The sequence below is a fragment of the Vreelandella xerophytica genome (genome assembly GCF_968048975.1).
This window is the reverse complement of sequence record NZ_OZ309106.1, coordinates 1,193,422-1,214,127: the sequence shown is the minus strand read 5'-3', so window position 1 is coordinate 1,214,127 and position 20,706 is coordinate 1,193,422. Positions and strand designations below refer to the sequence as shown.

The following is a 20,706-nucleotide window of genomic DNA, read 5'->3' as shown; positions in this document are numbered from 1 at the left end:
GGCGTTATTCGCTCGGGGTGTCGTTGCCATCCGTCGCGCTGGCGCGTTGGCCGGCTTCTTTGACGAGCTTTTCAAGCTCGCCACTCTGGTGCATTTCCATCACGATATCGCACCCCCCGACCAGCTCACCTTCCACCCACAGCTGGGGAAAGGTCGGCCAGTTGGCCACCTTGGGCAGTTCACTTCGAATGTCCGGGTTATCCAGCACGTTGACAAAGGCAAAGCGCTCGCCGCAGCTCATCAATGCCTGAACGGTCTGCGCCGAAAAGCCGCACTGGGGCAGTTGGGGCGTACCCTTCATGTAGATGAGAATCGGATTTTCGCTGATCTGGCGCTGAATGTTCTCAACCGTCGTGCTCATGACTTGCTCCTTCAATCAGTGATGGGGCTTGTTAGTTTACGCAACTCGTCAAGCGCATTTAACCCCACCTCAACGTATGTCGATACCTGAGTAAACCACTCGGCTTTATCGGGTAGCCCTATTCTACGCGCGCCGATTGCGTTGCGCATCCCCTGCGCCCTCGCTAGGATGGGGTATTTACGTGGAGAGACGTGACCATGGCGACCCGCCATTTCCTGACCCTTCTGGATTTAAGCCAAGATGAGCTCACTTATCTGATTCAGCGCGCCATTACGATCAAGACCGAGCTGAAGGCCGAGGGCCCCATCTACACACCGTTCCAGAACCGAACGCTTGCGATGATTTTCGAAAAATCCTCCACCCGTACCCGTGTATCCTTTGAAACCGGCATGACGCAGTTTGGCGGTCACGCTTTGTTTCTCTCCCCCCGGGACACGCAGCTCGGCCGCGGCGAGCCCATCGAGGATACCGCCCGCGTGCTGGCGGAAATGGTCGACGCGGTCATGATCCGGACATTTTCTCACGAAGGCCTCGAGACCTTCGCCCGCGCCAGTAGCGTCCCGGTGATCAATGCCCTGAGCGATGATTACCACCCCTGCCAGCTGCTGGCGGACGTCATGACCTGGACCGAGCTTCGAGGCAGCATCGAGGGTCGGACAGCCGTATGGGTGGGCGATGGCAACAACATGTGCCACTCGTGGATCAACGCTGCGCGTCAGTTCGACTTCAAGCTGAACGTTTGCTGCCCGAAAGGCTATGAACCCCGCGCCGACATTCTCGAAGCCGCCGGCGATCGCGTCACCCTGTTCCACGACCCGCAACAAGCCACCCAGGGCGTGGACCTGATCACCACCGACGTCTGGGCCTCCATGGGCCAGGAAGAGGAGCAAGCCAAGCGTGAAGCCGACTTCGCCGGTTTTCAGGTGACTGAGGCGATGCTGGACAACGCCAAGGCGGACGCACTGTTTCTGCACTGCCTGCCCGCTCACCGCGGCGAAGAGATCAGCGAAACACTTCTGGACGACCCGCGCGCAGTGGTATGGCAAGAGGCGGGCAACCGCTTGCATGCACAAAAGGCGCTGATGGAATTTTTACTGCTGGGTCGCGTCGATTAAGGGCAGCGCCCGGCAACAGGTCGGGCGCGCCTTTTGAAACATCGGTTACAGGAAAGCTGAACACAAAAAAAGCCCCGTCGGAAACGGGGCTTTTTGAAATTTGGTGGAGCCTAGCGGGATCGAACCGCTGACCTCAACACTGCCAGTGTTGCGCTCTCCCAGCTGAGCTAAGGCCCCACGTAAGCGATCTGACTGCTTACCAAGTGCGCGGCGAATATTAAAGCAGATATTGAGACAGGTCAAGTTACCATTTTGAGTTTCACTTACTAATTTTCCTTTGTCGAAAGCTATGGCACTCTAGTGTCGGGCGCACCGGGCGATTACCGGAATTCAGGCGCAATGATTCAGGAGCAACTCACGTGATTAACGTTCTCATTGCTGATGATCACCACCTGGTGAGGACCAGTATCGCACACCTTCTAAACCAGGAGCGCGATATCACCATCGCAGGCGAAGCCGACGATGGCGAGGGTGCCGTCTCGCTATGTCGCCAGCTGAAACCGGATCTGGTATTGATGGACATTCGCATGCCCGGCATTGGTGGGCTCGAGGCCACCCGGCGTATCTGTCGTACCATGAAGGATGTGCGCGTGCTGATCCTGACCGCCTATATGGAAGACAGCATCTTGAGGCGCATGCTGGAGGCCGGCGCCTCGGGCTTTTTGAGCAAGGGGGCAAATGCCACGGAAATGACGTCGGCCATTCGCCAGGTCTTCAATGGCGGGCGTTATGTCAGCCAGGAGATTGCCCAGCGCCTGGCCCTTTCCCATTTCACCGAAGAGAACAGCCCGTTCAGCCATCTTTCCCAGCGCGAGCTGCAGATCGCCATGATGATCGTCAACTGCCAGCGTGTTCAGGATATCTCCGACCGACTTCACCTGAGCCCCAAGACGGTCAACACCTACCGCTACCGACTGTTTGACAAACTCAACGTGGCAAGTGACGTGGAGCTTACCCATCTTGCCCTGCGCCACGGGCTGGTAGAGGGCTTTGACGCGCGCCAAGGATAGTCCTACCATCTCGTTCCTGCCCTAGCTCCTCTAAGCGCCTTATGACTTTCGATGCCAAGCAATTCTTGAGCTCGGTCAGCACCTCCCCCGGTGTCTACCGCATGCTTGATGACCAACAGAACACGCTCTACGTCGGCAAGGCGAAGCGGCTCAAAGCGCGCCTGGCAAGCTATTTTCGTGGTCAGCTCAATGCCAAGACCCAGGCAATGGTGGCGCGCATTGACGACATCCAGGTGACCGTTACCCGTAGCGAAACCGAAGCGCTGCTGCTGGAACAGACGCTGATCAAGGAACTGCGTCCGCCTTACAACATCCTGCTGCGCGACGATAAATCCTACCCCTTTGTCTTTGTCACCGACCGTCATCCCTACCCGGCCCTGGAGTACAAGCGCGCGCGCCAGCGCCGCGGTGACGGCCGTTACCTGGGCCCCTACCCCAGCAGCGGCGCGGTGAAAGAAAGCCTGACGCTGATGCAGAAGATCTTTCGCATCCGCAACTGCGAAGACAGCGTATTCGCCAACCGCAGCCGGCCGTGTCTTCAGTACCAGATCGATCGCTGCAGCGCCCCGTGCGTCGACTATATCTCCCAGGAGGAGTACCAGCGCGATGTGGAGCACGCGGTGATGTGCCTGGAGGGCAAGAGCGATAACGTCACCACGGCGCTGAGCGACGAGATGGAAGCGGCCAGCCAGGCGCTGAATTTCGAGGAAGCCGGCCGCCTTCGCGACCAGATCCTGAAACTTCGCCAGCTTCAGCAGCGCCAGTTCGTGGATAACGAAAGCGGCGATGCCGATATTTTCGCCCTCGCCCATCGCCCCGGCGCTCAAGGCATCTCGATCATGAGCATTCGCGATGGCCGACTGCTGGGCGCGCGCCACCACACGCCAAAAAACGATCTGGAGCTCTCTGATGAGATGCTCTTGACCGAGGTGGTCAGCCAGTACTATTTCGGCCAGCCCCATACTATCCCCGCCGAAGTGATTACCAGCCATGCCCTGATGGATAGTCAGCTGATCGCCGATGCGCTGAGCCAGCAGGCCGGCAAACGGGTACGCGTGGCCCACCAGGTGCGCGGCCATCGCGCCCAGTGGCAGCACCTGGCCATGACCAACGCCGAGCAGCAGCTTGCCTCGCAACTGGCCAACAAGACCCAGCTCATGGCGCGTTTCGAAGCGCTGCAAAAGGCACTGGGCCTTGAACGGGTTCCCGAGCGGCTGGAGTGTTTCGACATCAGCCACAGCCAGGGCGAAGCCACCGTCGCCTCTTGCGTGGTGTTCGACCAGCAAGGGCCGCGCAAGAGCGACTATCGCCATTTCCGCATTGAAGGTGTGGCCGCAGGCGATGACTACGCCGCCATGCAACAGGCGCTGACCCGACGCTTGAAACGCGTCAAAAGCGGTGAAGCGGTCGCGCCGGATATCCTGATCGTTGATGGCGGCAAAGGTCAGCTGAACATGGCTCGGAGCGTCATCAGCGAGCTGGAAGTAAGCGGTATCATGCTCCTGGGCGTCGCCAAGGGCACTACGCGCAAGGCGGGACTGGAAACGCTCTTTCTGGAAAGCAGTGACAACCCCCTGCCACTGGACCCCGCCTCCCCGGCGCTTCACCTGATTCAGCATATTCGTGACGAGTCGCACCGCTTCGCCATCGCCGGGCACCGCGCCCAGCGGGACAAGGCCAGACGCACATCGACCCTGCAGGATATCCCTGGCATCGGCCCGAAACGTCGGCGCGAACTACTGCGCTTTTTCGGTGGACTACAGGGCGTGCAAAAGGCCAGCCGGGATGAGCTTGCCCGGGTGCCGGGCATCAGTGCAGCCATGGCAACCACGATATATCAGGCTCTGAACGGATAAACCCGCACTTGGCATGGATGCCAAGTGCCAAGGCGGATAGAATACCCCAGATACACGACCGACTTTCTGATTCTCCGGCAAGGATCGCGCCCTGCGATGAATATACCCAACATATTGACTCTGGCAAGAATCGTTTTCATTCCGCTTCTGGTGGTGCTCTTCTATCTGCCTTTCAGCTGGAGCATGCCGGTCGCGGCGGCGTTGTTCGCCCTGGCCTCGATCACCGACTGGCTGGATGGCTATCTGGCCAGGCTCTGGAACCAGTCCACCCCTTTCGGTGCCTTCCTGGACCCGGTGGCGGACAAGCTGATGGTCGCCGTGGCGCTGGCGCTCTTGATCGAACGCTTTGACGCCATGCTGCTGACCCTGCCGGCACTGGTGATCATCGGGCGGGAAATCGTGATCTCGGCTCTGCGCGAGTGGATGGCGGAAATGGGCAAGCGCGGCATGGTAGCCGTCTCCTGGATCGGCAAGCTCAAGACCACCCTGCAGATGGTGGCGCTGCTTATTCTGCTGGCCTTTCCCCCGGGGCACGACGTGGCGCTTCTGGGCGTGGTTACCCTCTACGTGGCAGCGATCCTGACGCTTTGGTCGATGTATCAGTATCTGCGCGCTGCCTGGCCGCACCTCAGCCGTTCCATGTAGGCGCCAGGGGATGCCCGGTGCCTGAACGATGAATCAGCAAGCCACTATCCTGTTGTACGCATTGAGCATTTCTTCGATTGACAAGCTCGCGTCAGTGCGTATAATTCGCCCTCGAGTCGAGCGGGAATAGCTCAGTGGTAGAGCATCGCCTTGCCAAGGCGAGGGTCGAGAGTTCGAATCTCTTTTCCCGCTCCATTTTGGACAGCAGGTCAAGCATTAGGTCGAAAGCTGGAACGCCAGCCCGGTCGAATCTCCTTACCCGCTCCATCGACTCCAAGGCTGGATGGCAGAGTGGTTATGCAGCGGACTGCAACTCCGTGTACGCCGGTTCGATTCCGACTCCAGCCTCCATATCTCAATAGCAGCGGCTTGACGCCCTCCGTCATGGCCGCTGCTATACGCCCGGATGGCGAAATCGGTAGACGCAAGAGACTTAAAATCTCTCGGGGGTAACCCCGTGCCGGTTCAAGTCCGGCTCCGGGCACCATCTTGTTCTACTCCATGTTCGACATCTGCTTCATTTCCAGAAACCGTTCAATTTCCAGCATTTCTGGAATTCTCGCCTCCGGTTTCAAGCACCTCTTTTTTGCGAGCGCTTCTTTTAGCACATCGCATTGAGCCTGCTTGTCGACGCCTTCCCCTTCTGATGCGTGTCTGTCTTATACGCGCAAGTACAGGTATCCCCATCTTCGATCTAGCGGCCCGGGTGATGGAGTAGACGCCGCAGCACCCGATGGGTGTGATCCGGCAGGCTGTCCGGCCAGAGCCATAATCGAGTTCCCCCCACATCCAGGCCTAGAAGCCAGGGTCCCAGATAGTGACACTGCAGCGGCCGCTGATCGCCAAGCTCCCCGTTTTGCAGCAGCCACCGCGCGTAAAGCGCATCCTCCCACTTTTGGACATAAAGCGTGCCCACCGGCTGGCACCTGGCTTGGCTATAGATCCAGCAAAGCACGGGCAGCAGGGCCGCCAGCACCCATGGATGCGGCGCGAACGCAAGGCATACGCCCATGATTCCCGCCGCCAGCAGTGAATGGATCAGCGCAGGGTAGCTAGAGCGTGCGATAGGCACTGTTATCGGTGGTTTCAGCATGCTCGACAATCATCTGTACCAGGCGGCGAAGATCGGGGTCGCTTGGCCACTCCCGATGCATCAGCCAAACGAATAGATCCTGATCCTCCTCCTCGATCAAGCGCTGATACGCCAATTTATCTTCGCTTGAAAGCGAATCGAAGCGCTTTTCCAGAAAGGGGATAAGCAGTAGATCCAGCTCCCACATGCCGCGGCGTGAATGCCAGTAAAGCCGTTTACGGAGTATGGCCTCCGGGGATGTATCGTCGCTCAAGGTGGACCTCTAGGAATTCGAAAATGAAAAGTTAGTATACCTAAGCCACAGGGTCGCGCCAGCAGCCCGCTTCGCCTATGCTGTTATTCGACCTAGTACCTTGTTTTATCTAAATTGTTTTATATCAAAATGCGCAGTATGCTGAAGTGGATGTTATCGAGGTCGCAAGCCCATACGGCCTTTAACGTTTGCAGGGAGCCAACCGATGACCAAGTCTGAATTAATCGAACAAATCGCGATGCGTCAACCGGAGCTATCCGCCAAGGAAGTCGAGACGGCGGTACGTATTATATTGGACGATATGACCGACGCCCTCTCAAGCGGCGGGCGAGTCGAAATCCGCGGTTTTGGCAGTTTCTCGCTGCATTACCGCGAGCCGCGCGTGGGCCGCAACCCTAAAACCGGCGACCCGGTGGATCTGGAAGGAAAATACGTCCCCCATTTCAAACCGGGCAAGGAATTGCGCGAACAGGTGGATGCCAGCCGGGCACTGGGTTATTAAACGGGGCATCGGGTTCGCTGGCACGACCGCGGGCGCAACGTTGTAAGCGACTTCAAGGATGACGCCGCGCCCGGACTCATACACAATAGACCCACCATGCACGTCACAGATTAGGAAATTCTCATGCGTTGGATCAAAGGGCTTTTACTGGCCATTATTCTACTGGTGGTGCTGCTTGTCGGCATTCTCTTCGCCGTCAATAACCAGCAGGCCATTGCCCTGAATCTGATCTGGACCGAGCTTCCCCCGGTATCGCTTTCAGTATGGCTTCTGGCCACGCTGACCCTCGGCGTCATCCTGGGCATGCTGGCAATGCTGGGTGTCTATATCCGTCTGAAAGCGCGTCTGGCCCGCAGCGAACGTCATAACAAACATCAGCAGAAAGAACTCGATCGCTTGCGGACGCAGGAGTTCAAGGAACTGGTGTAAATGCAGGACGCCGCGCTGTTGGGCATACTGCTGGCGGCAGTTGCCATGGGCTTTGGACTGGGCATTCGCTACAGCGCCAAAGGCAAGCGTTACCGCCCGGCCTCGCGCGCGCCCACGCTTTCCAAGGAGTATTTCGTCGGGCTCAATTATCTGCTCAACGAGCAACCCGACGAGGCTATCAACACCTTCATCAACGCGCTGGACGTCAATAGCGAGACGGTCGAGACGCATATCGCTCTCGGCAAGCTTTTCCGCGCCCGGGGTGAGGCCGCCAAGGCCGTCAGCATTCATCAGAACCTGCTCGCCCGACCTTCGCTGTCTGCCGCCACCAACGAACATATCCAGCTCGAACTGGCTCAGGATTTCATCGCCCTGGGAGTTCACGACCGCGCCCAGCGCCTTCTGAAGGCGCTTTTGATCCAGACCTCGGAGGAGTCCTACCGCTTGAGCGCCAAGAGGTTGCTGCTGGATTTACTGGATCGGGAGCGCGAGTGGCAGGAGGCGCTGGATACCGTACAACCGATTCTCAAGCAGCAGCCCGGCATGCGCCGCCCCGCCGCCCACTGGCACTGCGAACTTGCCATTGAAGAGATCCAGGCATCCAGCCGGGCGCTGGCCCGTCGACACCTTAAAAAAGCGCTGCAAATGGACGATACCTGTGTGCGGGCAACGCTTTTATACGCTGAGCTTGAGATGGAAAACGGCCACTATCTGCGTGCCATCGACTGGCTGGATCGCATCCCCCGCCAGGACATCGCCCATATCCCGACCATGCTGTCAGCACTCAAGCGGGCCTACGAACGCTCGGATAACCCCCAGGGCTTCGAAACGCATCTCTACAGACTGCTGGGTCAGGCCCCTTATACCAGTGTCATTATCGCCTTGGGCGAGCTTGTCGACCAGCGCGAGGGCGTCGATAGCGCCATCGAGCGCACCGGCGAATGGCTGCGTGAAGCGCCAAGCCTGGGTGGGCTCGATTACCTGATCGATCTGTATCTGAAAAGCGAACGTCTCGATGGCAAGACCACGCCGGATACTCGACTATTGCTGCTCAAGCACCATACCGATGCCTTGCTTGAAGGCAGGCCCCGCCACCGCTGTCACCACTGTGGCTTCACCAGTGACAGGCTGGAGTGGCAGTGCCCTAGCTGTCGGCGCTGGGGCACGACCAAACCGATCACCGGCGTGGAGGGCGAGTGATTCAGGCGATTTCTGCCTCGATCGCTTGCAGCGCCGCCATCGGGTCTTCAGCCTGAGTCACCGGCCGTCCGACCACCAAATGCGTGCTACCCGCCTCCAGGGCCTGGCGGGGCGTCATGATACGCTGTTGATCGTTGGCGGTGGCAAAGCTTGGCCGGATACCCGGTGTCACCTTTAAAAATGGCTCGCCGCACAACCTCTTGATCTGCGCGACTTCCTTTGCCGAGCACACCACCCCGGCCAACCCGCTTTCGTGGGTCAGCCTGGCAAGCCGCGCCACCTGGCCATCAAGTTCCCCCGCCACCCCGGTTTCGGCCAGCTCATCGCCCTGCATGCTGGTAAGTACGGTAACGGCAATCAGGTGGGTGGAAAGACCATGCTGGTTCAAGCGTTCAACGGCTGCGCTCATCATGCGCCGCCCGCCTGCCGCGTGAACGTTGACCATCCATACGCCTTGCTCCGCGGCTGCCTGCACCGCACCCGCCACGGTATTGGGAATGTCGTGAAATTTCAGATCCAGAAAGATTTCAAAGCCGCGCCCGTGCAGCGCTTCAAGCACCGCCGGCCCACTGCGGGTGAAAAGCTCCTTGCCTACCTTTACGCGGCAGCGGCCGGGGTCGAGCTGGTCTGCCATGCAAAGGGCAGCATCCAGAGAGGGGTAGTCGAGGGCGATGATAAGGGGGGAATCTGTAGCCACGGGCGCGCTCCTTAGTTAGACCGCGCCATTATATCAGCCTGGAGCAGCGCTTTCGTGTAAGCAATTTCGACGCCCAAGGTAGTCATTGGCTTACATCGCGCGTCATGTCTGGATGATGGCAGCCACACTTTTCAAGCATTAGGTTGATTAAGGCTGAAGGCTTCTCAGGCAGCGGTCTTGGGAAACGGCCTTGGGAAACGGTCTTTGGTAAAACGCTTGAGGCAATGAAAATACATCAATAAGGAAGCTCACTATGCAATCAATGCTTAAGGGTCTGTTGGCAGCGGTTTTATTCAGTCTTAGCTTTACCGGTAGCGCATTCGCCCAGGCGGTGGCGCCGATCAACGTCAATACTGCCGACGAGGAGCTGCTGACTGAACTACCCGGCGTCGGGCCCAGTCGCGCCATGGCGATCATCGAGGAGCGAAACGCCAACGGCGACTTTGAAGATGCCCAGGACCTCACCCGGGTGAGCGGCATTGGCGAGGCCACCGTGAGCAGAATGCAAGATCAGATCGTCTTCGAAGACTGATGCTTCAGGCCTCAGCCGCTGAATGCGCGGCTGAGGCGCCCGCCCTCCCTTAAAAATCGCCCGGCACGCATACCGCCCCTTTCATCAGCACCCGCGCACTTCGGCTCATCAGCGCCCGATCAATCTGCCAACGCCCTTCCACCAGGCTTGCCCTGGCGCCCACATGCAAGACGCCCGAGGGATGGCCGAAGGTGACAGCGTCGCGCTCGCCACCGCCGGCAGCACTATTGACCAGCGTGCCCTTGATTGCCGCGGCAGCGGCAATGGCCACCGCAGCAGTGCCCATCATGGCATGGTGAAGCTTGCCCATGGAGAGCGCGCGCACGACCAGGTCGATCTCCTCGGCCTGGATCGCCTTGCCGCTTGACGCCCTGTAGCTTGCCGGCGGAGCGACAAAGGCAACCTTCGGGGTATGCTGACGGGCCGCTGCTTCATCAAGACATGCGACCAGCCCCATTTTTACCGCCCCGTGTGCGCGAATGGTTTCAAACATTGCCAGCGCCTCGGGGTCGTTGTTGATCGCGTCCTGAAGTTCAATGCCCGAATAGCCTACCTCCTGTGCGTTGATGAACACCGTGGGTATTCCGGCGTTGATCAGTGTTGCCTTGAGCGAGCCGACACCGGGAATCTCCAGCTCATCGACCACGTTGCCGGTAGGAAAGATAGCCCCCTCGCCGTCAGCTGGGTCGACAAATGCGACGGGGATTTCGGCGGCGGGGAAAGTGACGCCATCGAGTTCGAACTCACCAGTTTCCTGTACCTGGCCATGGGTGATCGGCACCTGAGCAATAATCGTCTTGCCGATATTCGCCTGCCATATACGTACTTCAGCCACGCCGTTGTCGGGAATCCTCGAGGCATCCACCAGACCGGAGCGAATCGCAAAGGGCCCCACCGCGGCAGACAGGTTGCCGCAGTTGCCGCTCCAATCCACGAAGGGCCTGTCGATGGCGACCTGACCGAAGAGATAATCGACGTCGTGGTCACTGGACTCACTTCTGGCGAGAATCACCGCCTTGCTGGTGCTCGAACTCGCCCCACCCATGCCGTCGATCTGCTTTTCATAGGGGTCGGGGCTTCCCATCAGGCGAAGCAAGAGCCGGTCGCGTATGGGCCCCGGCGTCTGCGCCGCCTCGGGTAAATCGCTCAGCGCAAAAAACACGCCCTTGCTGGTGCCGCCGCGCATATAGGTCGCGGGGATTTCGACTTGCGGACTCGTCGCCATGGAGAGCTCCTGAAACGCCCGGCGCGAGGCCGAGCGGCAATAAAGAGTGAAAGACCACGCGGGCCGAACTTTTTACGCCGGTGTGGCCGCCAAAAAATCCTGGGCAAAGCGCTGCAGCACACCACCCGCGGCATAGATCGTGACCTCCTCGGCGGTATCGAGTCGACAGATCACCGGTACGCGCTCGGCCTCGAGGCCGGGTCGATGAATCACCAGAGTGAGCGTGGCGCCCGGAGTGGCATCGCCTTTTACATCGAACACCTCGGTGCCGTTCAGCGCCAGGGTCTTGCGCGTGGTGCCGGGCTCGAACTGAAGGGGCATCACGCCCATGCCAACGAGGTTGGTGCGATGAATGCGCTCGAACCCTTCGGCCACGATCGCCTCCACCCCGGCGAGCGCCACGCCCTTGGCTGCCCAGTCTCTTGAGGAACCCTGCCCGTAGTCGTTGCCGGCGATGATGATCAAGGGCTGTCTGCGCGCCATGTAGGTTTCGATCGCCTCCCACATGCGCACCACCTGCCCCTCGGGCTCGAGCCTTGCAAGCGAGCCCTGACGCACGTGGCCCGCGTCGTCGAGGGCCATCTCGTTATAGAGCTTGGGATTGGCCAGGGTTGCCCGCAGGGCGGTCAGATGATCGCCTCGATGGGTCGCGTAGGAGTTGAAGTCCTCCTCCGGCAGGCCCATCTTGTGCAGATATTCGCCCGCGGCGCTGTCGCGCATGATGGCGTTCGAGGGCGAGAGATGGTCGGTGGTGATGTTGTCGGGCAATATCGCCAGCGCACGCATGCCTTCAAGCGCACGGGCGCGGGCCATGTTGCCCTCCCAGTAGGGTGGGCGGCGAATATAGGTGCTCTGGGGGCGCCACTTGTAAAGCGGGTCGATGGTCGCCTGAGCGCTTTTATCCAGATCGAACATCGGAATATAGGTCTGGCGAAACTGCTCGGGTTTCACCGACGACTTCACGATGGCGTCGATCTCGTCATCCTCGGGCCAGATGTCCTTCAACGTGATCGGGTGGCCCGCATCGTCCACCCCGAGCACATCCTTTTCGATATCGAAGCGGATGCTGCCGGCAATGGCGTAAGCCACCACCAGCGGCGGCGAAGCCAGAAACGCCTGCTTGGCGTAGGGGTGAATACGTCCGTCGAAATTACGGTTACCCGAGAGCACTGCCGTGGCGTAAAGGTCGCGTTCGATCAACTCTTCTTGAATGCGCGGGTCAAGCGAGCCCGACATTCCGTTACAGGTCGTACAGGCGTAGCCCACCACGCCAAAGCCCAGCGTTTCCAGCTCCTCCATCAATCCGGCGTCGTCCAGGTACATCTTCACCGTTTTCGAGCCCGGCGCCAGCGAGGATTTTACCCAAGGTTTTCTGAGCAGCCCCAGCCGGTTGGCATTACGGGCAATCAGCCCCGCCGCCACCATGTTGCGCGGATTGGAGGTGTTGGTACAACTGGTAATGGCGGCGATAATCACCGCGCCATCGGGCATTCTTCCCGCCATTTCATCCGCCTGGGTGGTGTCATAACCGACCGCGATACCTCGACTGGCAAGCTCGGAGGTGGGCAGATGAGCGTGCGGGTTCGAGGGTCCGGCAAGCGTGCGCGCCACTTTCGACAGATCGAACTCGAGTACACGCTCGTACTCGGCGGTTGTCAGATCGTCTGCCCAGAGCCCGGTATGTTTCGCGTAGGTCTCGACCAGCGCGATCTGCTCATCGTCACGCCCGGTCAGCTTGAGATACTCGATGGTCTGTTCATCGATATAGAACATGGCCGCGCTGGCGCCATACTCCGGCGTCATGTTGGAGATCGTCGCGCGATCACCCACGCTCAGCGCATTGGCCCCTTCCCCGAAAAACTCCAGGTAGGCGCCTACCACCCGCTCCTTGCGCAAGAATTCGGTAATCGCCAGCACCATGTCGGTACTGGTAACGCCCGGGCCGAGCGAGCCTGTCAGCTCGACGCCGACGATATCCGGCAGGCGCATCATCGAGGCGCGGCCCAGCATCACGCTTTCGGCTTCAAGCCCGCCCACTCCCACCGAGATCACGCCAAGCGCGTCCACCATGGGCGTATGGCTGTCGGTGCCCACGCAGGTATCCGGGAAAGCCACGCGCGCGCCCTGCTCGTCCGGCCGGCACTGAACCACCGGTGACATCTTCTCCAGATTGATCTGGTGCATGATGCCGTTACCCGGGGGAATCACGTCAACGTTTTCGAAAGCTACCTTGGTCCAGTTGATGAAGTGGAAACGGTCGTCGTTGCGCCGGTCCTCGATGGCGCGGTTCTTGTCGAAGGCCTGGTCGTCATCGCCGTTATGCTCCACCGCCAGCGAGTGATCGACGATCAACTGGGTGGGCACCACCGGGTTCACCTTGGCCGGGTCGCCCCCGCGCTCGGCAATGGCGTCACGAAGGCCCGCCAGATCCACCAGGGCCGTCTGGCCCAGGATGTCGTGACACACCACCCGCGCCGGGTACCAGGGAAAGTCGAGATCCCGACGGCGTTCGATCAACTGGTTCAGCGCATCGTTCAGGTCTTCAGGCGCGCAGCGGCGTACGAGCTGCTCGGCCAGTACCCGGGAGGTATAGGGCAGCGTCTGGTAGGCGCCAGCCTTGATGTCGTCGATGGCCTGGCGGGCGTCGAAAAAGTCCACCGGCTCGCCGTCCATGACGGCGCCCGGCAATGTCTTGCGGTAGTCGGTATTCATGTAGCTACCTCCTAGTCACGCGCGTCGATCGGCACCCACTGGCTTTTCTCGGGGCCGGTGTAGTCGGCGCTGGGACGAATGATGCGATTGTTGGCACGCTGCTCGAACACGTGCGCCGCCCAGCCGGTCAACCGCGACATCACGAAAATCGGCGTGAAGAGCTTGGTCGGAATATCCATGAAGTGATAGGCGCTGGCGTGGAAGAAATCCGCATTGCAGAAAAGCTTCTTCTCGCGCCACATCACCTCCTCGCAGCGCTCGGAGACCCTGTAGAGCGTGGTATCGCCCACGTCCTCGGCAAGCTTTTTCGACCACTGCTTGATGATGGCGTTGCGCGGGTCGACCTCACGGTAAATGGCGTGACCAAAGCCCATGATCTTCTCCTTGCGCTCGAGCTTGCCGAGCATCTCGCGCTCGGCTTCCTCGGGCGAGGACCAGTGTTCGATCATCGCCATGGCCGCCTCGTTCGCCCCGCCGTGCAGAGGGCCTCTGAGCGAGCCGATCGCCCCGGTCACGCAGGAGTGCATGTCGGAAAGCGTCGAGGCGCACACCCTGGCGGTAAAGGTGGAGGCATTGAACTCGTGCTCGGCGTAAAGAATCAGTGATACGTTCATCACCCGGGCATGAAGTTCGGAGGCGGGTTCGCCGCGCAGCATGTTCAGGAAATGCCCGCCCACCGAGATATCGTCAGTCTGGGTATCGATGCGCACGCCGTCGTGGCTATAGCGGTACCAGTAGCAGATGATCGACGGCAGCACAGCCAGAAGACGGTCGGCCACGTCCTGCTGCTCATCGAAGCTCTCCTCGGTTTCCAGGTTACCCAGCATCGAGACGCCGGTACGCATGACGTCCATCGGGTGGGCGTCCCTGGGAATCTCTTCCAGCACCGTCTTGAGCGCCTCGGGTAGCCCGCGCAGGCCTTGAAGCCTTTCAACGTAGTGATCGAGCTCGGCCTGGTTGGGCAGCTTGCCTTTCAAGAGAAGGTAAGCCACCTCTTCGAACCGGGCCTTTTCGGCCAGCTCCTTGATATCAAAACCCCGATAGGTCAGCCCCGAACCCGTCTTGCCCACGGTGCAAAGCGCGGTACTGCCCGCGCTCTGACCACGTAGTCCGGCGCCTGCCAGTGATTTATCAGCCATGGTGTGCCTCCTTGTCCTTGGGAATTCATTGTTATTGAATAGTGCTTTTATCGAATGCTGCTGTTATTGAGTGTTGCCGTTATCGAACGTTTTCAGCGCTACTGGGCGTTATTCTGCTCGGTAAAGAGCGCATCGAGCTTCTGCTCGAAATCGTGATAGTTCAGAAAGTCGTAAAGCTCGTCTCGGGTCTGCATGGTGTCGAGCACCTCTTTTTGATGCCCGTTTTGCAGGATGCTCTGGTAGACCTTGAGGGCGGCGGCGTTCATGGCGCGAAACGCCGAAAGCGGGTAGAGCACCATCGCACAGCCCGCCTCCCCCAGCTCGGCTTGAGTGAACAAGGGCGTGGCACCGAACTCGGTGATGTTGGCCAGAATCGGCGCGTCGACGCGCTGGCAAAACGCCCGGTAATCTTCCAGGGTGTGCACCGCCTCGGCAAAGATGGCATCGGCGCCGGCCTCGATACAGGCGTTGGCCCGTTCGATGGCGGCGTCCAGGCCCTCCTTCTGGAAGGCGTCGGTGCGCGCGATGAGGTAGAAGTCGGGGTCTGTTTTCGCATCTACCGCTGCCTTGATGCGATCGACCATCTCACCCTGGGTAACGATTGCCTTGTTGGGTCGGTGGCCGCAGCGCTTTTGCGCTACCTGATCCTCGATGTGTACCGCCGCCACGCCCGCGCGCTGCATTTCCTTGACGGTGCGCGCGATGTTGAACGCCCCGCCCCAGCCGGTATCGATATCCACCAGAAGCGGCAGATCAGTCGCCCCGCAGATACGGTGAGCATCCTCGACCACATCGTTCATGGTGGTCATGCCCAGATCCGGTAGCCCGAAAGAGGCGTTCGCCACGCCGCCCCCGGAGAGATAAATGGCCTGATGCCCTACCCGTTCGGCCAGCATGGCGGTGTAGGCGTTGATCGTCCCCAGGATGGGCAGCGGTGCCTGATGGTCAAGCGCCCGTCTGAAGCGCGCGCCGGGCGTAAGAGCGGAGGATGCATGAGTTGGCATGGGGTTTCCTTTAATCGTTTTGAATATTGTTATCGACAAGACGTCTTTCAAACGCCGCCATCAGGGGTTGCCAGCATGGCGGCGTAGCGGTCGGCGACGTTCTCGCGGGAGGCGCTGACGTGGCGGCGCATCAAGAGCTCGGCCAGTTCGGCATCACCCGCCTCGATGGCGTCCACGATGCGGTGGTGCTCGACGAAGGCGCGCTGGGGGCGCTTGCCACTGGCGCTGAACTGGGTGCGGTAGAGGCGCACCAGATAGTAAAGGTCGTCGCAGAGCAGATTCATCAGCATCTTGTTATGGCTGCCTTGCACGATGCGGTAGTGAAAATCCAGGTCCCCCTCGCGCTGGTAATAGGCTTCGCCCCGCTTTAAATCGGTCTGCCCTTCATGAACGGCCAGTACCTCTCTTAGTCCCTTGATCTCTTCAGGCCCCATATGCGCAGCCGCCAGACGTGCAGCCATGCTCTCAAGTGCTTCACGAACATCGAAAAGCTCCAGAAGCTCCTTCATGGAGAGCTTGACCACTCGGGCCCCCACGTGAGGGACGCGCTCGATCAGGCGATGTGCTTCCAGACGGCGCATCGCCTCCCTCAGCGGCCCGCGGGAAATACCATAGGTCTTGGAGAGCCCCGGCTCGGTGATCTTGCTGCCGGGGGCGAGCTCACCGCGTACGATGGCGCCTTGCAGCTGATGAAACACCCGCTCGGCCAGGGTGCGCACTTCCGGGGTTACCGGCTCATCGGTGCTTTCGAAGCTGGCCTGAACGGCTTTGGTGATTACAGTCATGGAAAATTGTCGACAATTGGAAATTAAAAGCACTTTAGCCTGCAGCTCTTTTAGCGTCAACCTGACAAACTGGGGCCTTATATAGAGCTTTGGTTGTAGACGGCTCCGAGAACCGCTTCGAGTGTCTACAATCTTGTATAAACGAGGCCTTGGCTTACCGCGTGAAAAACGCGTGACCCCAAGCCTCTGGCCTCTTGCCGGCGCGCTCAATAGAATGACCGACCCAACCGGCAAGGCATTTACCCATGAGCACGGCGATCACCTTAACCGCTCTTCCCTATGCACAGGACCCGCTAGCACTTTTTGCGCGCCTGAAACATCGCCCGGCAGCCGTTCTGCTGGATAGCGGCCGCCCTGTCGCCACTACCGGCCGTTTCGATATAGTGACCAGTGATCCCATCGCCACCCTCGAGGTATATTCAGACGGCACATGCCATCTCGAGTCCACCACACTGTCAGCGCCTGACGCCTTGCGCGATGACCCGTTCGCATTGAAAGAGTGGCTGTTGACCACGCTGTGCGTCCCCGATATCGACGACGACCTGCCGTTTCTGGGTGGCTTGATCGGGTACTGGAGCTACGAGTTCGGCCGTCATCGGATGGGCATCGAAAGCCGCCACCCCAGCGCCACTCGATTGCCCGCTGCCCGTCTCGGGCTTTACGACTGGTGTATCACCCTCGACCACGAAGCCCGAACAGCGTGGCTGGTAGCGGATGAAGCACGCCGTGAAGCCGTCACTCGATGGCTGGACGCCCCCCCTCCCCAGGCGATGGATTTCCAGCTTACCGGCGGGTTCAAGGCCGAACTCGACCAAGACGACTATACCCGGCGCTTCGATGCGGTACAGCGCTATATCCGCGCCGGAGATTGTTATCAGATCAATCTGGCCCAGCGGCTGAGCGCCCCCTTTCAAGGAGACGCATGGCAGGCCTACGTTCGCCTGCGTGAGGCAACCCCGACCCCCTTTGCAGCCTTCATGGCCTGGGACGGGTGCGCGGTGCTTTCGCTTTCACCGGAGCGCTTCATCAAGGTGGCCCAGGGCGAGGTGGAGACCCGCCCGATCAAGGGAACCCGCCCACGAGGAACGACACTCGAAGAGGATCACGCGCACGCAAGAGCGCTTCTGGCCAGCGTGAAAGACCGGGCGGAAAACGTGATGATCGTGGATCTTCTACGTAACGATCTGGGCCGGGTATGCCGTCCTGGCAGCATTCACGTGCCCAAGCTCTGCGTGCTCGAAAGCTACCCCAACGTGCACCACCTGGTAAGCGTGGTACAGGGCACGCTAAGCCCGGACCACTCGCCACTGTCGCTTCTCGAGGCAGCCTTTCCCGGTGGCTCGATTACCGGCGCACCCAAGATCCGTGCCATGGAAATCATCGACGAACTCGAGCCCTGCCAGCGTAGCGTCTACTGCGGAAGCCTTGGCTTCATCGACGTGCGCGGCCATATGGACACCTCGATTGCCATTCGCACCATGATCGCCGACCATCAAACACTGCATGTATGGGGCGGCGGTGGACTGGTGGCGGATTCAAAAGCCGGCGAGGAGTACACCGAGACACTCGACAAGATTCGCCATCTGATCGGGGCACTGGAATAAGCAACGATACTTTCAAGGCCTGAAAGCAATATAAAAGCCAAACCAAACGGTATTGGGGGTATGACCGCTCTCTTTGATAGCCTAGGGGTCAAAGACCTAGTGAGCGGGAGGCCGCATGTCATCAGAGTTAGAAGCCGTCAATCGTGATTACGCCAATGACCCCCAGGCCCTGGTCGAATGGGCGTTCAGTCAGGGGGTGCGGCCTATCTGCACCACCAACTTCCGTCCTTTTGAAGCGGTCATCTTGCATATGGTGACCCAGGTACGCCCGGATATTCCCATCGTGTGGATGGACAGCGGCTACAACACCGACGCCACCTACCGGTGCGCCGACGAGATCGTCGAGCGCCTGAACCTCAATATTGTAAGCTTTCTGCCCCGGCGCACCCGCGCCCATCGCGAAGCGCTTGAAGGTGCGCTACCGGGAATCGACGACCCACGTCACGACGCCTTTACGAAAGAGGTGAAAATCGAGCCCTTCGAGCGGGCACTCAAGGAGATGCGCCCGGATGTGTGGTTCACCGCACTGCGCGCCGAAGACACTCCCGAACGCGCCAGGATGCAGCCCTTGAGCCGCAACAGCGACGGCCTTCTGAAGGTGGCCCCGCTTCTTCACTGGAGCGCGAAGGACATGTATACCTATCTGCAGACCCATGACCTGCCCAACAACTTTGACTACTTCGATCCCACCAAGGTGGAAGACAAGCGCGAATGCGGTCTTCATCTGCAGCACTGAACCGTTGGCCAACCAGCGTCATCGCGTTTTCTGGCGCTGGAGGCCCGCTGGCGGCCTAGTATTCGGGCAGCTCCATCCCTTCAAACAACGCCTGCTCGTGACGGGGCCCGACCAGTAGCGCCTCGTCGACACGATCCCGGTTCAGGTGAGGAGCGAAGCGGGCAAGGAAATCGTACATGTAGCCGCGCATGAACGTTCCTCGACGAATGCCGATCTTGGTGGTCGAGCTGGCAAACAGATGGCTTGCGTCCAGCGCCACCAGGTCGCTGTCGAGTGCGGCGTCAAACGCCATGTGCGCCACGATCCCCACGCCCATGCCCAAGCGCACATAGGTCTTGATCACATCGGCGTCGGCGGCGGTGAGCACCACGTTCGGCGTCAGTCCCTGGGCCTTGAAGGCATCATCCAGCTGAGACCGGCCGGTAAAACCGAACACGTAGGTGACGATGGGGTGGTCGGCCAGCGCCTGCAAGGTCAGCGGGCCTTCCAGCGAGGCCAGGGGGTGCTCCTTGGGTACCAGCACGCAGCGGTTCCAGCGATAGCATGGCAGCAGGATCAGATCGGTGAAGAGTTCCAGCGACTCCGTGGCGATGGCAAAATCGGCCTGGCCTTCACTCACCATCTGTGCAATCTGCTTGGGCGTGCCCTGCTGCATATGCAGCGCCACTTCCGGATATTTCTGGGTAAAGGCACTGATTATCGGCGGCAACGCGTAGCGCGCCTGGGTATGGGTAGTCGCAATGGCCAGGCTTCCCCGGCGCTCGTCGCTGTGCTCCTGGGCCACCTGCTTCACGTTTTCGGTCAGTTTCAACACCTGTCCCGCCAGCTCGATAATCGACTGGCCCGCCGGGGTCACCCGTGTCAGATGCTTGCCGCTTCGTGCAAAGATTTCCACGCCCAGCTCGTCTTCCAGAAGACGAATCTGTTTGGAAATCCCCGGCTGAGACGTGAAAAGGCTTTGAGCCGTGGCCGATACGTTAAGGTTGTGTCGGTTGACTTCCCAGATATAGCGAAGTTGCTGTAGCTTCATATCCTCACCCTTCGTCCCCAGAAGACCCTTTGAAAGTCTCCTCTCACTTTATACGTTCTACGCGCTGTATACGTTGCGTTCATAGGTTCAGTGCATACGTTGCGAGCACTGTACGATCGAGTGCTCTTTGCCATGAATGCAAAGCGCTTAAATATGAATAAAAAGAAGATCTATAATTCACTTATAGTATAAGAAACGGGAAAGTGAGGCACGCGCTAATTTTTCTGGGCTTGCGCTGATCCGCCGCTATAAATTTGCCAGCCTTGTTCGCGAGCGCTACCATCGGTCGACCTGGCGCGATGAAAATGCGCTATTATATCGCGTAATAGCCGTTGCTCAGTTAAGGCAACGAAATCGTAAGAGCAACGTAATCGGGAGATGCAAATGGCTACTAATGTGGATGTTACCAACGCCAATTTCGAGCAAGAAGTACTCAACGCCGAACAGCCGGTTCTGCTGAAGTTCTGGGCGCCCTGGTGCGGCCCTTGTAAAGTGATGGCCCCGGTGGTGGACGAAGTGGCCGCAGAGCGCGGTGAAGGTTTGAAGGTGGTGAGCGTCAACGTTGACGACGCCCCGGAAATCGCCGCCGAACAGGGCGTGCGCGGCGTTCCCACGGTCATGCTGTTCAAGTCTGGCACCAAGGTGGCCTCGCTGGTGGGCGCCCAGTCCAAGTCACAGCTGACGCAGTTTATCGATCAAAACGCCTGAGTTGATCCAGAGCTACCGCCAAGGCGGTAGCTCTCCTCTAGCCGGTTGACCTTTTCCTGACCTTCCCTGT

Annotated in this window: 21 protein-coding genes and 4 tRNA genes; 14 read left to right on the top strand and 11 right to left on the bottom strand. The window is 59.6% G+C overall.

What is annotated here, in order from left to right; all coding sequences use genetic code 11:
* Nucleotides 1-4: 4 nt before the first annotated feature.
* Nucleotides 5-361, bottom strand: coding sequence for a Grx4 family monothiol glutaredoxin (grxD, locus tag ACWF8S_RS05800; protein WP_447555894.1), 357 nt, complete (start codon nt 359-361; stop codon nt 5-7).
* A 197-nt stretch (nt 362-558) separates the two neighbouring features.
* On the opposite strand from grxD, the gene argF reads away from it, so the two are divergent.
* The gene (argF, locus tag ACWF8S_RS05795) at nt 559-1,476 is read left to right on the top strand and encodes an ornithine carbamoyltransferase (RefSeq protein ID WP_447555893.1); all 918 of its coding nucleotides are present in this window, start codon (nt 559-561) and stop codon (nt 1,474-1,476) included.
* 101 nt (nt 1,477-1,577) lie between these two features.
* Here argF and ACWF8S_RS05790 read toward each other — a convergent pair.
* Nucleotides 1,578-1,653 (bottom strand) — tRNA-Ala (locus ACWF8S_RS05790).
* A 182-nt stretch (nt 1,654-1,835) separates the two neighbouring features.
* On the opposite strand from ACWF8S_RS05790, the gene uvrY reads away from it, so the two are divergent.
* The 6 genes from uvrY to ACWF8S_RS05760 all read left to right on the top strand — a co-directional run bounded on the left by uvrY (nt 1,836) and on the right by ACWF8S_RS05760 (nt 5,474).
* Nucleotides 1,836-2,486 (top strand): UvrY/SirA/GacA family response regulator transcription factor, encoded by a 651-nt coding sequence (gene uvrY, locus ACWF8S_RS05785; protein WP_447555892.1) that lies wholly within the window; start codon nt 1,836-1,838, stop codon nt 2,484-2,486.
* 41 nt (nt 2,487-2,527) lie between these two features.
* On the top strand, nt 2,528-4,342 hold the full coding sequence (gene uvrC, locus ACWF8S_RS05780; protein ID WP_447555891.1) for an excinuclease ABC subunit UvrC: 1,815 nt from the start codon (nt 2,528-2,530) through the stop codon (nt 4,340-4,342).
* Between the two features lie 96 nt (nt 4,343-4,438).
* Entirely contained in the window at nt 4,439-4,987 is a 549-nt protein-coding gene (gene pgsA / locus ACWF8S_RS05775; RefSeq protein ID WP_447555890.1) for a CDP-diacylglycerol--glycerol-3-phosphate 3-phosphatidyltransferase, read from the top strand.
* A 120-nt stretch (nt 4,988-5,107) separates the two neighbouring features.
* Nucleotides 5,108-5,182: transfer RNA gene (locus ACWF8S_RS05770), tRNA-Gly, on the top strand.
* An 82-nt stretch (nt 5,183-5,264) separates the two neighbouring features.
* Nucleotides 5,265-5,338, top strand: a tRNA-Cys gene (locus tag ACWF8S_RS05765).
* 49 nt (nt 5,339-5,387) lie between these two features.
* Nucleotides 5,388-5,474: transfer RNA gene (locus tag ACWF8S_RS05760), tRNA-Leu, on the top strand.
* Between the two features lie 207 nt (nt 5,475-5,681).
* Here ACWF8S_RS05760 and ACWF8S_RS05755 read toward each other — a convergent pair.
* Together ACWF8S_RS05755 and ACWF8S_RS05750 are read right to left on the bottom strand one after the other, a co-directional pair.
* Complete coding sequence (locus tag ACWF8S_RS05755) at nt 5,682-6,080, bottom strand: hypothetical protein (protein WP_447555889.1); 399 nt, start codon at nt 6,078-6,080, stop codon at nt 5,682-5,684.
* Nucleotides 6,040-6,333: an FAD assembly factor SdhE gene (locus tag ACWF8S_RS05750; protein ID WP_447555888.1), complete on the bottom strand. Its 294-nt coding sequence runs from the start codon at nt 6,331-6,333 to the stop codon at nt 6,040-6,042. The genes ACWF8S_RS05755 and ACWF8S_RS05750 overlap by 41 nt, the downstream gene beginning before the upstream one ends.
* A gap of 205 nt (nt 6,334-6,538) precedes the next feature.
* On the opposite strand from ACWF8S_RS05750, the gene ACWF8S_RS05745 reads away from it, so the two are divergent.
* From ACWF8S_RS05745 to lapB, 3 genes are all read left to right on the top strand, one after another.
* Nucleotides 6,539-6,835, top strand: a complete 297-nt coding sequence (locus tag ACWF8S_RS05745; protein WP_227389250.1) for an integration host factor subunit beta — start codon at nt 6,539-6,541, stop codon at nt 6,833-6,835.
* 123 nt (nt 6,836-6,958) lie between these two features.
* Nucleotides 6,959-7,264 carry a lipopolysaccharide assembly protein LapA domain-containing protein gene (locus ACWF8S_RS05740; RefSeq protein WP_447555887.1) on the top strand — a complete coding sequence of 102 codons (306 nt, stop codon included), beginning with the start codon at nt 6,959-6,961 and terminating at the stop codon, nt 7,262-7,264.
* Nucleotides 7,265-8,464 carry a lipopolysaccharide assembly protein LapB gene (gene lapB, locus ACWF8S_RS05735; RefSeq protein WP_447555886.1) on the top strand — a complete coding sequence of 400 codons (1,200 nt, stop codon included), beginning with the start codon at nt 7,265-7,267 and terminating at the stop codon, nt 8,462-8,464.
* Nucleotide 8,465: 1 nt separating this feature from the next.
* Here the strand turns inward: lapB and pyrF are convergent, their stop codons facing one another.
* The gene (gene pyrF / locus ACWF8S_RS05730; protein WP_447555885.1) at nt 8,466-9,161 is read right to left on the bottom strand and encodes an orotidine-5'-phosphate decarboxylase; all 696 of its coding nucleotides are present in this window, start codon (nt 9,159-9,161) and stop codon (nt 8,466-8,468) included.
* A 253-nt stretch (nt 9,162-9,414) separates the two neighbouring features.
* Between pyrF and ACWF8S_RS05725 the strand changes: the two genes are divergently transcribed.
* Nucleotides 9,415-9,693, top strand: a complete 279-nt coding sequence (locus tag ACWF8S_RS05725; RefSeq protein WP_447555884.1) for a ComEA family DNA-binding protein — start codon at nt 9,415-9,417, stop codon at nt 9,691-9,693.
* 49 nt (nt 9,694-9,742) lie between these two features.
* Here ACWF8S_RS05725 and prpF read toward each other — a convergent pair whose 3' ends face one another.
* From prpF to ACWF8S_RS05700, 5 genes are all read right to left on the bottom strand, one after another.
* A complete protein-coding gene (gene prpF / locus ACWF8S_RS05720) occupies nt 9,743-10,918 on the bottom strand; it encodes a 2-methylaconitate cis-trans isomerase PrpF (protein ID WP_447555883.1) in 1,176 nt (391 codons plus the stop codon).
* Nucleotides 10,919-10,990: 72 nt separating this feature from the next.
* Nucleotides 10,991-13,630: a Fe/S-dependent 2-methylisocitrate dehydratase AcnD gene (gene acnD, locus ACWF8S_RS05715; RefSeq protein ID WP_447555882.1), complete on the bottom strand. Its 2,640-nt coding sequence runs from the start codon at nt 13,628-13,630 to the stop codon at nt 10,991-10,993.
* Between the two features lie 11 nt (nt 13,631-13,641).
* Complete coding sequence (prpC, locus tag ACWF8S_RS05710; protein ID WP_447555881.1) at nt 13,642-14,769, bottom strand: bifunctional 2-methylcitrate synthase/citrate synthase; 1,128 nt, start codon at nt 14,767-14,769, stop codon at nt 13,642-13,644.
* A 98-nt stretch (nt 14,770-14,867) separates the two neighbouring features.
* On the bottom strand, nt 14,868-15,773 hold the full coding sequence (gene prpB, locus ACWF8S_RS05705; protein ID WP_447555880.1) for a methylisocitrate lyase: 906 nt from the start codon (nt 15,771-15,773) through the stop codon (nt 14,868-14,870).
* A gap of 47 nt (nt 15,774-15,820) precedes the next feature.
* Nucleotides 15,821-16,558, bottom strand: coding sequence for a GntR family transcriptional regulator (locus tag ACWF8S_RS05700; protein ID WP_447555879.1), 738 nt, complete (start codon nt 16,556-16,558; stop codon nt 15,821-15,823).
* 245 nt (nt 16,559-16,803) lie between these two features.
* Here ACWF8S_RS05700 and pabB point away from each other — a divergent pair, with 245 nt between their 5' ends.
* Both pabB and ACWF8S_RS05690 read left to right on the top strand, forming a co-directional pair.
* Nucleotides 16,804-18,162, top strand: a complete 1,359-nt coding sequence (gene pabB, locus ACWF8S_RS05695; protein WP_447555878.1) for an aminodeoxychorismate synthase component I — start codon at nt 16,804-16,806, stop codon at nt 18,160-18,162.
* 115 nt (nt 18,163-18,277) lie between these two features.
* Entirely contained in the window at nt 18,278-18,898 is a 621-nt protein-coding gene (locus ACWF8S_RS05690; RefSeq protein ID WP_447555876.1) for a phosphoadenosine phosphosulfate reductase domain-containing protein, read from the top strand.
* A 55-nt stretch (nt 18,899-18,953) separates the two neighbouring features.
* On the opposite strand, the gene cysB is transcribed toward ACWF8S_RS05690, so the two are convergent.
* On the bottom strand, nt 18,954-19,928 hold the full coding sequence (gene cysB, locus ACWF8S_RS05685; RefSeq protein WP_447555875.1) for an HTH-type transcriptional regulator CysB: 975 nt from the start codon (nt 19,926-19,928) through the stop codon (nt 18,954-18,956).
* A 384-nt stretch (nt 19,929-20,312) separates the two neighbouring features.
* Between cysB and trxA the strand changes: the two genes are divergently transcribed.
* Complete coding sequence (gene trxA, locus ACWF8S_RS05680; protein WP_447555874.1) at nt 20,313-20,636, top strand: thioredoxin; 324 nt, start codon at nt 20,313-20,315, stop codon at nt 20,634-20,636.
* The last annotated feature ends 70 nt before the right edge of the window (nt 20,637-20,706 follow it).